8 protein-coding genes are annotated in these 13,032 nt (G+C 63.8%); 6 read left to right on the top strand and 2 right to left on the bottom strand.

Annotation, left to right across the window (positions count from 1 at the left end; genetic code table 11):
- The first annotated feature begins 112 nt into the window (after positions 1-112).
- The 5 genes from rpsA (at position 113) to pyk (ending at position 7,270) form a co-directional block, all read left to right on the top strand.
- Positions 113-1,585 carry a 30S ribosomal protein S1 gene (rpsA, locus tag BCAL_RS04030; protein WP_043165382.1) on the top strand — a complete coding sequence of 491 codons (1,473 nt, stop codon included), beginning with the start codon at positions 113-115 and terminating at the stop codon, positions 1,583-1,585.
- 116 nt (positions 1,586-1,701) lie between these two features.
- Entirely contained in the window at positions 1,702-2,307 is a 606-nt protein-coding gene (coaE, locus tag BCAL_RS13105) for a dephospho-CoA kinase (protein WP_043165380.1), read from the top strand.
- A 6-nt stretch (positions 2,308-2,313) separates the two neighbouring features.
- Positions 2,314-4,425: an excinuclease ABC subunit UvrB gene (gene uvrB / locus BCAL_RS04020; RefSeq protein WP_043165378.1), complete on the top strand. Its 2,112-nt coding sequence runs from the start codon at positions 2,314-2,316 to the stop codon at positions 4,423-4,425.
- Positions 4,426-4,570: 145 nt separating this feature from the next.
- Positions 4,571-5,566, top strand: coding sequence for a TerC family protein (locus BCAL_RS04015; RefSeq protein ID WP_043165376.1), 996 nt, complete (start codon positions 4,571-4,573; stop codon positions 5,564-5,566).
- A gap of 261 nt (positions 5,567-5,827) precedes the next feature.
- Complete coding sequence (gene pyk, locus BCAL_RS04010; RefSeq protein ID WP_043165374.1) at positions 5,828-7,270, top strand: pyruvate kinase; 1,443 nt, start codon at positions 5,828-5,830, stop codon at positions 7,268-7,270.
- A gap of 153 nt (positions 7,271-7,423) precedes the next feature.
- On the opposite strand, the gene BCAL_RS04005 is transcribed toward pyk, so the two are convergent.
- Entirely contained in the window at positions 7,424-8,389 is a 966-nt protein-coding gene (locus BCAL_RS04005) for a universal stress protein (RefSeq protein ID WP_043165503.1), read from the bottom strand.
- Positions 8,390-8,528: 139 nt separating this feature from the next.
- On the opposite strand from BCAL_RS04005, the gene BCAL_RS04000 reads away from it, so the two are divergent.
- Positions 8,529-11,129 carry an ATP-dependent Clp protease ATP-binding subunit gene (locus BCAL_RS04000; RefSeq protein ID WP_043165372.1) on the top strand — a complete coding sequence of 867 codons (2,601 nt, stop codon included), beginning with the start codon at positions 8,529-8,531 and terminating at the stop codon, positions 11,127-11,129.
- A gap of 101 nt (positions 11,130-11,230) precedes the next feature.
- On the opposite strand, the gene BCAL_RS03995 is transcribed toward BCAL_RS04000, so the two are convergent.
- Positions 11,231-13,003 carry an acetolactate synthase large subunit gene (locus BCAL_RS03995; RefSeq protein ID WP_081887229.1) on the bottom strand — a complete coding sequence of 591 codons (1,773 nt, stop codon included), beginning with the start codon at positions 13,001-13,003 and terminating at the stop codon, positions 11,231-11,233.
- Between the last annotated feature and the right edge of the window lie 29 nt (positions 13,004-13,032).

The following is a 13,032-nucleotide window of genomic DNA, read 5'->3' as shown; positions in this document are numbered from 1 at the left end:
CATATTTTGGGCAGGGCTGGCGGTATTGTAGACGTTTGTGTGCCTTTAGGGGTGCGCGAATAACTTAAGAACGAGTAATTATCCATCCAACTATTAGAAACCATACATTTACATGGCAGAGAACAACACTGAGGTCACCAAGGTCGCCATCAACGACATCGGCACCGAAGAGGACTTCATCAAGGCAGTCGATTCCACCATCAAGAACTTCGATGATGGTGATCTGGTCGAGGGTACCGTCGTCAAGATCGATCACGACGAGGTCCTCCTGGATATCGGCTACAAGACCGAGGGCGTCATCCCCTCCCGCGAGCTTTCCATCAAGAAGGACGTCGATCCCGACGAGGTCGTCAAGGTCGGCGACACCGTCGAGGCCCTTGTCGTCACCAAGGAAGACAAGGAAGGCCGTCTGATCCTGTCCAAGAAGCGTGCCCAGTACGAGCGCGCCTGGGGCGACATCGAGAAGATCAAGGAAGCTGACGGCGTTGTCGAGGGCACCGTCATCGAAGCCGTCAAGGGCGGCCTCATCGTCGACATCGGTCTGCGTGGCTTCCTGCCGGCTTCCCTGGTCGAGATGCGTCGCGTCCGCGACCTCTCCCCGTACATCGGCCAGAAGATCCAGGCCAAGATTCTGGAGCTCGACAAGAACCGCAACAACGTGGTCCTGTCCCGCCGTCAGTACCTCGAGGAGACCCAGTCCGAGGTTCGCGAGACCTTCCTGTCCCAGCTCAAGAAGGGCCAGATCCGCGAGGGTGTCGTGTCCTCCATCGTCAACTTCGGCGCCTTCGTCGATCTCGGCGGTGTCGACGGCCTCATCCACGTCTCCGAGCTGTCCTGGAAGCACATCGACCACCCGTCCGAGGTCGTCAAGGTCGGTGACAAGGTCACCGTCGAGGTCCTGGACGTCGATCTGGACCGCGAGCGCATCTCCCTGTCGCTCAAGGCCACCCAGGAGGATCCGTGGCAGCGCTTCGCCCGCACCCACGTCCCCGGCCAGATCGTCAAGGGCAAGGTCACCAAGATCGTCCAGTTCGGCGTGTTCATCTCCGTCGAGGACGGCATCGAGGGCCTGGTGCACATCTCCGAGCTCGCCAACCGTCACGTCGAGAACCCGGAGACCGTGGTCAAGCCGGGCGAGACCGTGTTCGTCAAGGTGATCGACGTCGATCTCGATCGTCGCCGCATCTCCCTGTCCCTCAAGCAGGCCAACGACTCCGTCGATCCGGCCTCCGAGGACTTCGATCCGGCGCTGTACGGCATGCCGGCCGAGTACGACGAGCAGGGCAACTACAAGTACCCCGAAGGCTTCGACCCGAACACCAACGAGTGGATCGCTGGCTACGAGAAGCAGCGTGAGGAGTGGGAGGCCCAGTACGCGGCCGCCCACCAGCTGTGGGAGGAGCACAAGGAGTTCGTCGCCAAGGAACTTGAGCACGCGGACGAGTCCGCTGCCGCCGACGGCCAGGCTCCGAAGGAAGAGAAGGTCGAAGAGGTGTCCAACTACTCCTCCGAGTCCACTTCCGCCGGCACCCTCGCCGACTCCGATCAGCTCGCCGCCCTGCGCGACCAGCTCCTCGGCAAGTGAGTTCCGCCTCGTCGCTGAACTTGTGGCGTAACGCCTAGGAAAACCCCGGTTCTTCCCGAAAGGGAGCCGGGGTTTTCTCGTATGCTCGTACGTTTTTCTTCGTAGAATGGCGAGTCATGATACGAATCGGACTGACCGGCGGCATTGCGGCGGGCAAGAGCACCGTCGCCGCGCATCTCGTCGAGCTCGGCGCGCTGCACATCGACTATGACGTTCTGGCGCGCAGGGTCGTCGAGCCCGGGGGAGCGGCGCTGCCGCGGATCGCACGGGAGTTCGGTCCCGACGCGCTCAATCCGGACGGGTCGATGAACCGTGCGTGGGTGGCCGAGCACGTCTTCGGCGACACCGCCGAACCCGGTGCGCGTGAGCGGCTCGACGCCATCGAGCATCCGCTGATCTATAAGGAGGCTGCACGCATCGAGCGTGATCACCCCGAGGCGCGCGTCGTCGTGCATGATGTGCCACTGCTCGCCGAGGTGATCGGCGAGATCCCGTTCCGGTTTGACTGGATCATCACCGTCGAGGCGCCGGTCGAGACCCGGATAGAACGCATGGTCTCGACGCGAGGCATGACGCGTACGCAGGCCGAGGCGCGTATCCGCAGCCAGTCGACCCGTGCCGAGCGCGAGGCCATCGCCGACGTCGTCATCGATTCTTCGCGGCCCGTGGGCGAGATGATGGCCGCGGTTGATCGGTGGGCGAACGCGGAACAGCTACTATAAGGCCTTATGGGATTCAACATCGAGCGCACGAACAAGCCGTTCGTCGTCAAATCACCGTACAAACCGTCCGGCGATCAGCCTCAGGCCATCGAGGAGCTCGCCAGACGCATCGAGGACGGTGAGAACGACGTCGTGCTCATGGGCGCCACCGGCACCGGCAAGACCGCCACCACCGCGTGGCTCATTGAACGTCTCCAGCGGCCGACCCTCATCATCGAACCGAACAAGACGCTCGCCGCGCAGCTGTGCGCCGAATTCCGCGAGCTCATGCCCGACAACGCCGTCAGCTACTTCGTCAGCTACTACGACTACTACCAGCCTGAGGCGTACATCCCGCAGACCGACACCTATATCGAAAAGGACTCCAACATCAACGACGATGTGGAGCGACTGCGTCACGCCGCCACCGCGAACCTGCTCACCCGACGCGATTGCGTGGTCGTCGCCACCGTCTCGTGCATCTACGGCCTCGGTACGCCCGAGGAATACGCGGGGCGCATGCTGCTGCTTCGCGAGGGCATGCAGATCGACCGCGACCAGCTGCTGCGCCGGTTCGTCGACATGCAGTACAAGCGCAACGACATCGCCTTCACCCGCGGCACGTTCCGCGTGCGCGGCGACACCGTCGAAATCATCCCCGTCTACGAGGAGCTCGCCGTGCGCATCGAGTTCTTCGGCGACGAGATTGACCGCATCTCAACGCTCCATCCGTTGACCGGCGACGTCATCGCCCATGAGGAACAGGTCCACATCTTCCCGGCCTCGCACTACGTGGCCGGCCCCGAACGCATGGAACGGGCGCTGAAGACCATCCGCGAGGAGCTCGACGAGCGCGTCGCCGAACTCAGGAAACAGGGCAAGGATCTGGAGGCGCAGCGGCTGACGATGCGCACCACCTACGATCTGGAGATGCTCACGCAGGTGGGCGTGTGCTCCGGCATCGAGAACTATTCACGGCACTTCGACGGCCGCGCCCCCGGTACGCCTCCGCACACGCTGCTCGACTTCTTCCCCGACGACTTCCTGCTTGTCATCGACGAAAGCCACGTGACCGTCCCGCAGATCGGCGCGATGTACGAGGGGGACGCCTCACGCAAGCGCACGCTCGTCGAACACGGCTTCCGCCTGCCCTCCGCGATGGACAACCGTCCGCTCAAATGGCCGGAGTTCCTGGAGCGCGTCGGCCAGACCGTCTACCTGTCCGCCACCCCCGGCGACTACGAGCTTGGACTGTCCGACGGGGTGGTCGAGCAGATCATCCGTCCGACCGGCCTGCTCGATCCGAAGGTCGAGGTGCGGCCGACCAAGGGGCAGATCGACGATCTGCTGGCCGAGATCAAGGACCGCGTCTCGCGCAACGAGCGCGCGCTGGTGACGACTCTCACCAAGAAGATGGCGGAGGATCTGACCGACTACCTGATCGAACGCGGCATCAAGGTCGAATACCTGCATTCCGACGTGGACACGCTGCGCCGCGTCGAGCTGCTGCGTATGCTGCGCGAGGGCAAGATCGACGTGATCGTCGGCATCAACCTGCTTCGCGAGGGCCTCGACCTGCCGGAGGTGTCGCTCGTCGCGATCCTCGACGCCGACAAGGAGGGCTTCCTGCGCTCCTATCGCTCACTCATCCAGACGATCGGCCGCGCCGCGCGAAACGTGTCCGGCACCGTCATCATGTACGCCGACGAGACCACCGACGCGATGCGCAAGGCGATCGACGAGACCGAACGCCGCCGCGCCAAGCAGATCGCGTACAACAAGGAGCACCATATCGACCCCAAGCCGCTGATCAAGAAGATCAGCGACGTCAACGACATGCTCGCCAAGGAGGACGTCGATACCCAGACCCTGCTCGAAGGCGGCTATCGCAACGCCGGCAAAGCGGGCAACACGCATCTCGGCGTGCCGGTGTACGACCCGACAGAGGCGGACAGGCGCCATGAGGAGATCCTCAAGGCGGGGCTGCCGGCGCAGGATCTCGCCGATCTGATCCGCCAGCTGAGCGAGCAGATGCACACCGCCGCCGAGCAGCTCCAGTTCGAGCTCGCCGCGCGCCTGCGCGACGAGATCCGCGACCTCAAGAAGGAGCTGCGGCAGATGACCGAGGCCGGCAAGTAGGTTTCCGGAAAGGCCCGGCCGGGAGACCTCAGGTAGCTCGCCGGGAGATCGGGATGGAGGTCGAGATGATGGGCATGAGACGGGGTGGAAGACGGGGTGGAACAGGACACATAGGCGTCAACATGATGGGTTAGGGTAGTGAATCATGGCCGAAACCCCTCTTGCTTTTGAAATCGCCACGTTCGTGGTGCTTGCCCTGTTCTTCATCGTCGACCTGTTCGTCATCGGACGGCGGCCGCATGTACCCTCCACGAAGGAATGCGTGCAGCATATCGCCTTCTTCGTGGTGATGGCGCTGATCTTCGGCGGATTCATCTGGTACTTCGCCGGTTCGAAGCCCGCCATCGAGTTCTACTCCGGATGGCTCACCGAATACTCGTTGTCGGTCGACAACCTGTTCGTGTTCGTCATCATCATGTCGAACTTCGCCGTGCCGAAGCAGCTGCAGAAGTTCGTGCTGTCGGTCGGCATCACCGTCGCGCTGATCTTCCGAGGCATCTTCATCCTCATCGGCGCCGCGCTCATCACCCGCTTCACTTGGGTGTTCTTCATCTTTGGCGTGTTCCTGATCTACACCGCCATCAAGCTCATCGCCGGGGGAGACGATGACGAGGAATACAAGGAGAACGGCATCATCCGCACGCTGCGCAAGGTGATCCGCATCTCCAACGAATACGACGGCGAGAAGCTGCGTACCACCAAGAACGGCGTTCGCTACTGGACGCCGATGCTCATCGTCTTCCTCGCGATCGGCACCACCGACGTGATGTTCGCGTTCGACTCGATCCCCGCGATCTTCGGCCTGACCAAGGACCCGTTCCTCGTGTTCACCTCGAACGTGTTCGCGCTGTTGGGTCTGCAGCAGCTGTACTTCCTGCTCGGCGCACTGCTCGACAAGCTCGTCTACCTGCCCGCCGGCCTGTCGATCGTGCTGGGCTTCATCGGCGTCAAGCTCATCATGGAGGCCCTGCACGGCAACACCCTGCCGTTCATCAACGGCGGTCAGGGCGTCCACTGGGTGCCCGAGGTGCCGACCTGGCTGTCGCTGGCGGTCATCGTCGTGGCGATCGGCGGCGCCGCGATCGCGTCCGTCGTCAAGATGAAGCAGGTGGAGGGGAAGTCCGCTGCCTCGTCCAAGTGACGGCGTGGCCGGAGGCGGAACCGCCGCCGGCCAAGGGACGGATGCGATGTTTACCGCATCGTGAACGCTATGGGAACGCTCACGGAATTGCCTTGGAAGGGCTGATTCCGTGAGCGTTCCCATTGTTGCGGCCATTGGGTTGTGAGCGCTAACAACACGCCTTGTGAAAAACTGGATTCACCGGAGGGAACCTAGTACACTGCTGTAGTGGAAAACGGAGCCATTCCGGTTCCGTCCGTTGCAAAGTTAGGAATAGGCAACATGCGCAAAGCCAAGATCGTCGACACCATCGGCCCCGCCAGCGAGTCCCTTGAAGGCATCACCAGCCTCGTTGAGGCCGGCATGGACGTGGCCCGTCTGAACCGTTCCCACGGCACGCCTGAGGACCACCTCAAGGTCTACAACAACGTGCGTCAGGCCTCCAAGGCCGCCGGCCGCAACGTGGCCGTGCTGGTCGATCTGCAGGGCCCGAAGATCCGCTGCGGCTGGTTCAAGAAGAACGCCGAGGGCGAGGACAAGGTCGAGCTCAAGGAAGGCCAGGAGTTCGTCATCACCACCGACGACGTCGAGGGCGACGAGCACATCACTTCCACCACCTTCAAGGGCCTGCCGGGCGATTGCCACCCGGGCGATCCGATCCTGATCGATGACGGCAAGGTCCGCCTCGAGGTCACCAAGGTCGAGGGCAACAACGTCCACACCAAGGTCGTCGTCGCCGGACCGGTCTCCTCCCACAAGGGCATCAACCTGCCGGGCGTCGCCGTCTCCCTGCCGGCTCTGACTGAGAAGGACGAGGAGGACCTGCGCTGGGCCATCCGCACCGGCGCCGACATCATCGCCATGTCCTTCGTGCGCTTCGCCACCGACATCGACCGCGCCCACGAGATCATGGACGAGGAAGGCCGTCGCATCCCGATCGTCGCCAAGATCGAGAAGCCGCAGGCTCTGGAGAACCTCGAGGACATCGTCAAGACCTTCGACGGCATCATGGCCGCCCGTGGCGATATGGCCGTCGAGTGCCCGCTCGAGGAGGTCCCGCTGGCCACCAAGCGCATCATCGAGCTCTCCCGCCAGTACGCCAAGCCGGTCATCGTGGCCACCGAGGTCCTCGGCTCCATGGTCCACTCCCCGGTTCCGTCCCGCGCTGAGGCCTCCGACTGCGCCAACGCCGTCCTCGACGGCGCCGACGCCACCATGACCTCCAACGAGACCGCCGTCGGCGAGTACCCGGCCGTCACCGTCTCCACCATGGCCCGTATCTCCGGCTTCGCCACCGAGCACGGTTTCGACCGTATCCCGGCTCTGAAGAACCTGGACATGTCCTCCACCGGCGCCGTCTCCTCCGCCGCCGTCGACCTGGCCGACAAGCTCAACGCCAAGGCCATCGTCGCCTACACCCAGACCGGCAACACCGTGCACCGCGTCTCCCGCGAGCGTCCGGCCGCCCCGATCTACGGCATCACCAACAACGAGCACACCTACCACTGGCTGGCTCTGTCCTGGGGCACCGAGGCGTTCCTGCTCGACGAGGACTACCACGACAAGTCCCGCAAGGATCTCATGGTCTTCACCGACAAGATCCTGCGCGAGGCCGGCAAGGTCTCCGACGGCGACAAGGTCGTCATCCTGAGCTCCGCCCAGGGTCTGCACCAGCCGGGCAGCACCGACTCCATCTACGTCCACACCGTCGGCGCCTGCGACTGATCAGCGCCAACCGCACCGCCGTCAGTCAGACCGGAGGAATGAGCCGTCTGCACTGACTGCGGTCCGCATGATCTGATGGATATGAGTGATCCCCCATCCGTTAGGGTGGGGGATCACTCGTTGATGCGTTGATACGCACGCACGTGCACGCCGTCAGTGTACGACGGTCACGGTCGACTCGGCGAAGTTGACGATCTGACGGGAGACCGATCCAAGGAAGTGCGCGTCCAGACCGCTCAGGCCGCGCGAACCGACCACCAGATGGCTGGCGTAGCGCGAGGCGGCGATCAGGCCCTTCGAGGCGGGGATGTGGAACGCATGCGTCTGGACGGCCAGTCCCTCCGGCACCGCGGTATCGCTCATCAGAGCATTGAGCAGCTCCTCGGCTCGGCGCTGCCCGACCTCGATCGGGGCCACCGAGTTCTCATACCCTTCGATGTGGCCGAGATCGCGCAGCTGCCAGCAGAACAGCACATGCAGCGGCGAATCGTGGACCTGCGCCTCGTGCATCGCGAACTTCAGCGCGCGCTTCGAGGTTTCGGAGCCGTCCACGCCGACCACGATCGGACGACGCGACTCCTCGACCACGCCCTCGCTGGGCACGTAATGCACCTTCTCCTCGACCGGCGTCAGGGCGTTGGCGATGTCGTCGGTCACGGTCTCGTCCTCGCTGCCGGCGATACGCACCACCGTCACCGGCACCTCCGCCTCCTCGGCGAGCGAGGCGGACAGGGATCCCATGAACCAGCGCGCCACACGTCCCAGCGAACGACGGCCGACCACGATCTGCTGCGAATCCTTGCCGATCTGCAGCAGCGCGGACGTGCTGGACGCCTTCACCGAGGTGAGCTTCAAATGCTCGGGATCGAAGTCGATGCCCTCAGACGCCTTATCCACCCACTGCCGCAGCTGGGTGGCGATGTCGTGGCGCATCTGGGCCCACGCCTCCTCGCTGTCCGGCTCGGAACCCATATCCCACGATTGCGTCCAGCCGAACACGGCGTTGATCGTCTGCCCGGTCAGAGCCGCTTCGCGCATCGCCCACTTCAACGCCGCGAACGACTCGTCGGAGCCATCGACACCGACGACGATGTCGGCGTCAAACTGCTGTGTGGTCATCATGTGCCTCCTATCAATGTGGCTATACCATCAGCATAATGGCCGTGGATACGTTTTGAGCGGAATATGGGCGGTAAGTCGCCAAACGTCATCGCGAATCGCTAGAGTGAACCACAGTGTCAATTGAGGAAGGACAAGTATGTTCGAACGGTTTACAGACCGTGCGCGGCGCGTGATCGTGTTGGCGCAGGAAGAGGCGCGAGCCCTTCAGCACAACTACATCGGCACCGAACATCTGTTGCTCGGCCTGATCCGCGAGGGTGAGGGCGTGGCGGCCAAGGCGCTCGCCGCGAAGGGCGTCGAGCTGGACGCCACCCGCAAGCAGGTCGAGGAGATGATCGGCAAGGGCAACGCGACGTCCAACGGTCACATCCCCTTCACCACGCACGCCAAGCAGGTGCTCGAACTGAGCCTGCGCGAGGCGCTGCAGCTCGGCCACAGCTACATCGGCACCGAGCACATCCTCCTTGGTCTCATCCGCGAGGGTGAGGGCGTGGGCACCCAGGTGCTCATCAAGATGGACGTCGATCTGGGCGAGCTGCGCTCGACCACCATCGACATGATCCGCGGCAACTCGGGCACCGCCGATGCCAAGGGCGATCTGGCGAACGCCGGCGGCGTGGCCGACAAGTCCAACAAGACCGGCTCCGCCATCCTCGACCAGTTCGGCCGCAACCTGACGCAGGAGGCCGCCGAGGGCAAGCTCGATCCGGTCATCGGCCGCTCCAAGGAGATCGAGCGCGTGATGGTGGTCCTGAGCCGCCGCACGAAGAACAACCCGGTGTTGATCGGCGAGCCCGGCGTCGGCAAGACCGCCGTCGTCGAGGGCCTCGCCCAGAAGATCCAGGCCGGAGACGTGCCGGAGACCTTGAAGGGCAAGCAGGTCTACTCGCTGGACCTCGGCTCCATGGTGGCCGGCTCCCGCTACCGCGGCGACTTCGAGGAGCGTCTGAAGAAGGTCCTCAAGGAGATCAAGACCCGCGGCGACATCGTGCTGTTCATCGACGAGATCCACACGATCGTCGGCGCCGGCTCGGCCGACGGCGCGCTCGGCGCGTCCGACATGTTGAAGCCGATGCTCGCGCGTGGCGAGCTCCAGACCATCGGCGCGACCACGACCGACGAGTACCGCAAGTACATCGAGAAGGACGCGGCCCTCGAACGTCGTTTCCAGCCGATCCAGGTGCACGAGCCGACCGTGGCCGAGACCATCGAGATCCTCAAGGGTCTGCGTGGCCGCTACGAGAACCACCACCACGTGACCATCACCGACGGCGCCCTGCAGGCGGCCGCCGAGCTGTCGGCGCGCTACATCCAGGACCGCAACCTGCCGGACAAGGCCATCGACCTGATCGACGAGGCCGGCGCGCGTCTGCGCATCAAGCGTCTGACCACGCCTCCGGAGCTCAAGGAGCTCGAGGACAAGGTCACCAAGGTCTCCGCCGAGAAGGAGCAGGCCGTCAAGGACCAGGACTTCGAGAAGGCCGCGTCGCTGCGTGACAGCCTCGAGAAGATGCAGGCCGATCTCAAGGCCAGGCAGACCGCATGGCATGAGGGCGAATCCGACTCCAAGATGGTCGTGGACGAGGACGTGATCGCCGAGGTCATCTCCTCCTCCACCGGCATCCCGGTGTTCAAGCTCACCCAGGCCGAGTCGAAGAAGCTGCTCAACATGGAGGCCGAGCTGCACAAGCGCATCATCGGTCAGGACGAGGCGGTCTCCGCACTGTCCCGTTCGATCCGCCGCACGCGCGTGGGCCTCAAGGATCCGAAGCGTCCGTCCGGCTCGTTCATCTTCGCCGGCCCGACCGGCGTGGGCAAGACCGAGCTGGCCAAGACCCTCGCCGAGTTCCTGTTCGACGACGAGGACGCGCTGATCCGCGTCGACATGTCCGAATTCTCCGAGAAGTACGCCGCCTCGCGTCTCTTCGGTGCGCCTCCGGGGTACGTCGGCTACGAGGAGGGCGGCGAGCTCACCGAGAAGGTGCGCCGCAAGCCGTTCTCCGTCGTCCTGTTCGACGAGATCGAGAAGGCCCATCCGGACATCTTCAACACGCTGCTGCAGGTGCTCGACGACGGCCATCTGACCGACGGCCAGGGCCGCAAGGTGGACTTCAAGAACACGATCATCATCCTGACGACCAACCTCGGCACGCGAGACATCGCCAAGGCCGCCAACACCGGCTTCAACCTCGGCTCCAACACCGAGTCGAGCTACCAGCGCATGAAGGAGCAGGTGAGCGCCGAACTCAAGCAGCAGTTCCGCCCCGAGTTCCTCAACCGTCTGGACGACATCATCGTCTTCAAGCAGCTCACCGAGCCGCAGGTGCGCCAGATCGTCGATCTCGACATCAAGCAGCTCAACGATCGTCTGTTCGAGCGTCACATGTCGCTCGAACTCACCGACTCCGCCAAGGACCTGCTCGCGCAGAAGGGCTTCGACCCGCTGCTCGGCGCCCGTCCGCTACGTCGCGTGATCCAGCGCGACATCGAGGACGCCATCTCGGAGAAGATCCTCATGGGCGATCTCAAGGACGGTCAGCGCGTGGTGGTCGACTCCGAGGGCGAGGGCATCCTGGGTGAATTCACCTTCAAGGGCGAGGCGTTCGAGGAGCCGAAGGCCGACGGTGCCGAGGGCGAGGACGACAAGCCCGAGCTGGTCGGTGCGTCCGCGTCCGCTCCGGCTGCGTCCGGTGACGCCCCGGCCCAGGCCGACGGCGCCGACGCTCCTCAGGAGTGATCTTCTCAGCTCCCTAAATAGCCGATGAGGTCCCTGATTCCAAGGAATCAGGGACCTCATGTCGTTTCGGGACCGATCGGCTGATCGGACCCCACCATCGCTCAGCCGCTGAAATCGACCTCGCCGAGCTTGTCGATGAGCTTCATGTTCTCCGAATAGTCGACCGGGCAGGCGATGATGTCGATGCCCGACCCCGAGCGCAGCGCCGCGCGCAGCACGGGGTAGAGCTCGTCCGCCGATTCGATCAGATGGCCCTTCGCGCCGAAGCTCATGCCGAGCGCGACCACATCCGGATTGTTGAAGTCGACGTATTCGTGCGCCCCGTCATGGATGTCCATCTTCCACTTGATCAGACCGTACGCCTCGTCCACCCACACGAGGATCACGATGCGCGCGCCCACGCGCACCGCCGTCTCGATCTCCTGCACGTTCATCATGAACGAGCCGTCGCCCATCACCGCGAGCACGGGCCTGCCCGGATGCTCGAGCGAGGCGGACACCGCGCCGGGCAGCGTCCACGCCATCGTGGAGAGCGAATTGTCGATCACGCATGTGTTGGAATAGTAGGTGGGGTAGAGGCGCGCCATCCACATCTTCAGCGCGCCCGTATCGACCAGTGCGATGTCGGTGCCCGTCTCCATCGCGCGGCGCGTGTCGGCGACGATGCGCTGCGGCTTCATCGGGAACGAGTCATCGTGAAGATACGCGTCGTACTCGTCCGTGAGCAGCTCGTGGATCTTCGGATGCGATACGCCGAACGTGATCCGGTGCTCGCGCAGCGCGGCGATCAACGCCTTCAACGTGGCGTCGATGTTGCCCATGATGTTCAGGGCCGTCGAATAGTGCGCGTCCGTGTCCTCGATGAACGTGTTGATGTGGATGATCGTCTTGTCGTCGTTCGGATTGATCTTCTTCGGATCGAACTGCTGGATCGAGAAGCCGACCGCGATGATGAGGTCCGCCTCGTCGAACGCGAAGTTCTCGTAGTCGTGACGCATGAATCCGACCACGCCGAGCGCCAGCGGGATACGATCGGAGATCACGCCCTTGCCCTCGAACGTCGTCGCCACCGGCACGTTGAGCTGTTCGGCGAGCTCGAGCAGACGGTTCTCGGCGTGACCTCGCGCCACGCCGTTGCCGGCGAGGATGATCGGATGCTTCGCGCTGCGGATGATGTCGACCGCGCGCGCGATCGTGTCCTCGGTCGGCGCGAAGTCCATCGGATCGGGCAGCGGCAGCGGATGCGCGTCCTCGGGCGCCGGCATCTCGGCCACATCCTCCGGCAGGATCAGGCAGGTCGCACCCGGGCGGTTGCGCTGCGCGATCGAGAACGCCTTGCGCACCATCTCCGGCACTGACGCCGGCTCCACCACCATCGACGTCCACTGCGTGAGCGGACGGAACACTGAGACCAGATCGACGATCTGATGCGACTCCTTATACAGGCGCGTCACATTGCCCTGCGCGCAGATCGCCACCAACGGCACGGTGCTCGCATTCGCCTGCGCGACCGGCAGCGTCAGATTGAGCGCCCCTGGCCCGAGCGTCGCCAGACACACGCCCGGTCTGCCGGTCAGATGCGCCTGCGTGGCCGCCATGAAACCGGCCCCCTGCTCGTGGCGCGTCAGAATGAATCGGATGCGTCCGTCGCGGGCGATCGCCTCCATCAGCGGGATGTTCTCCTCGCCGGGGATGCCGTACATCGTCTTCACGCCCTCGTTGACGAGGCATTCGACGAACAGATCGGCCACCGTGCGCACATGCGTCCTGGACTTCGAAGCGGTGTGCGACGTGTCCGTGACGTCGTTGTCAATGTTGTTGTTCCGGGTGCTGCAGTGCTGTTCCTGCACTTGTTCCTCAACTGCTGATGTCATGCAAGAGGAATCTAAACGGACAATGTTAC

This window comes from Bifidobacterium callitrichos DSM 23973, from assembly GCF_000741175.1.
GTDB lineage: Bacteria > Actinomycetota > Actinomycetes > Actinomycetales > Bifidobacteriaceae > Bifidobacterium > Bifidobacterium callitrichos.
Note: the sequence above shows the minus strand (reverse complement) of the source record. Positions and strands in the feature narration are given on the sequence as shown.

Bases quoted from the DNA above. Each gene is read 5' to 3' on its own strand.
- rpsA (WP_043165382.1), top strand. From the start codon at position 113: ATGGCAGAGAACAACACTGAGGTCACCAAGGTCGCCATCAACGACATC.
- coaE (WP_043165380.1), top strand. From the start codon at position 1,702: ATGATACGAATCGGACTGACCGGCGGCATTGCGGCGGGCAAGAGCACC.
- uvrB (WP_043165378.1), top strand. From the start codon at position 2,314: ATGGGATTCAACATCGAGCGCACGAACAAGCCGTTCGTCGTCAAATCA.
- BCAL_RS04015 (WP_043165376.1), top strand. From the start codon at position 4,571: ATGGCCGAAACCCCTCTTGCTTTTGAAATCGCCACGTTCGTGGTGCTT.
- pyk (WP_043165374.1), top strand. From the start codon at position 5,828: ATGCGCAAAGCCAAGATCGTCGACACCATCGGCCCCGCCAGCGAGTCC.
- BCAL_RS04005 (WP_043165503.1), bottom strand. From the start codon at position 8,389: ATGACCACACAGCAGTTTGACGCCGACATCGTCGTCGGTGTCGATGGC.
- BCAL_RS04000 (WP_043165372.1), top strand. From the start codon at position 8,529: ATGTTCGAACGGTTTACAGACCGTGCGCGGCGCGTGATCGTGTTGGCG.
- BCAL_RS03995 (WP_081887229.1), bottom strand. From the start codon at position 13,003: ATGACATCAGCAGTTGAGGAACAAGTGCAGGAACAGCACTGCAGCACC.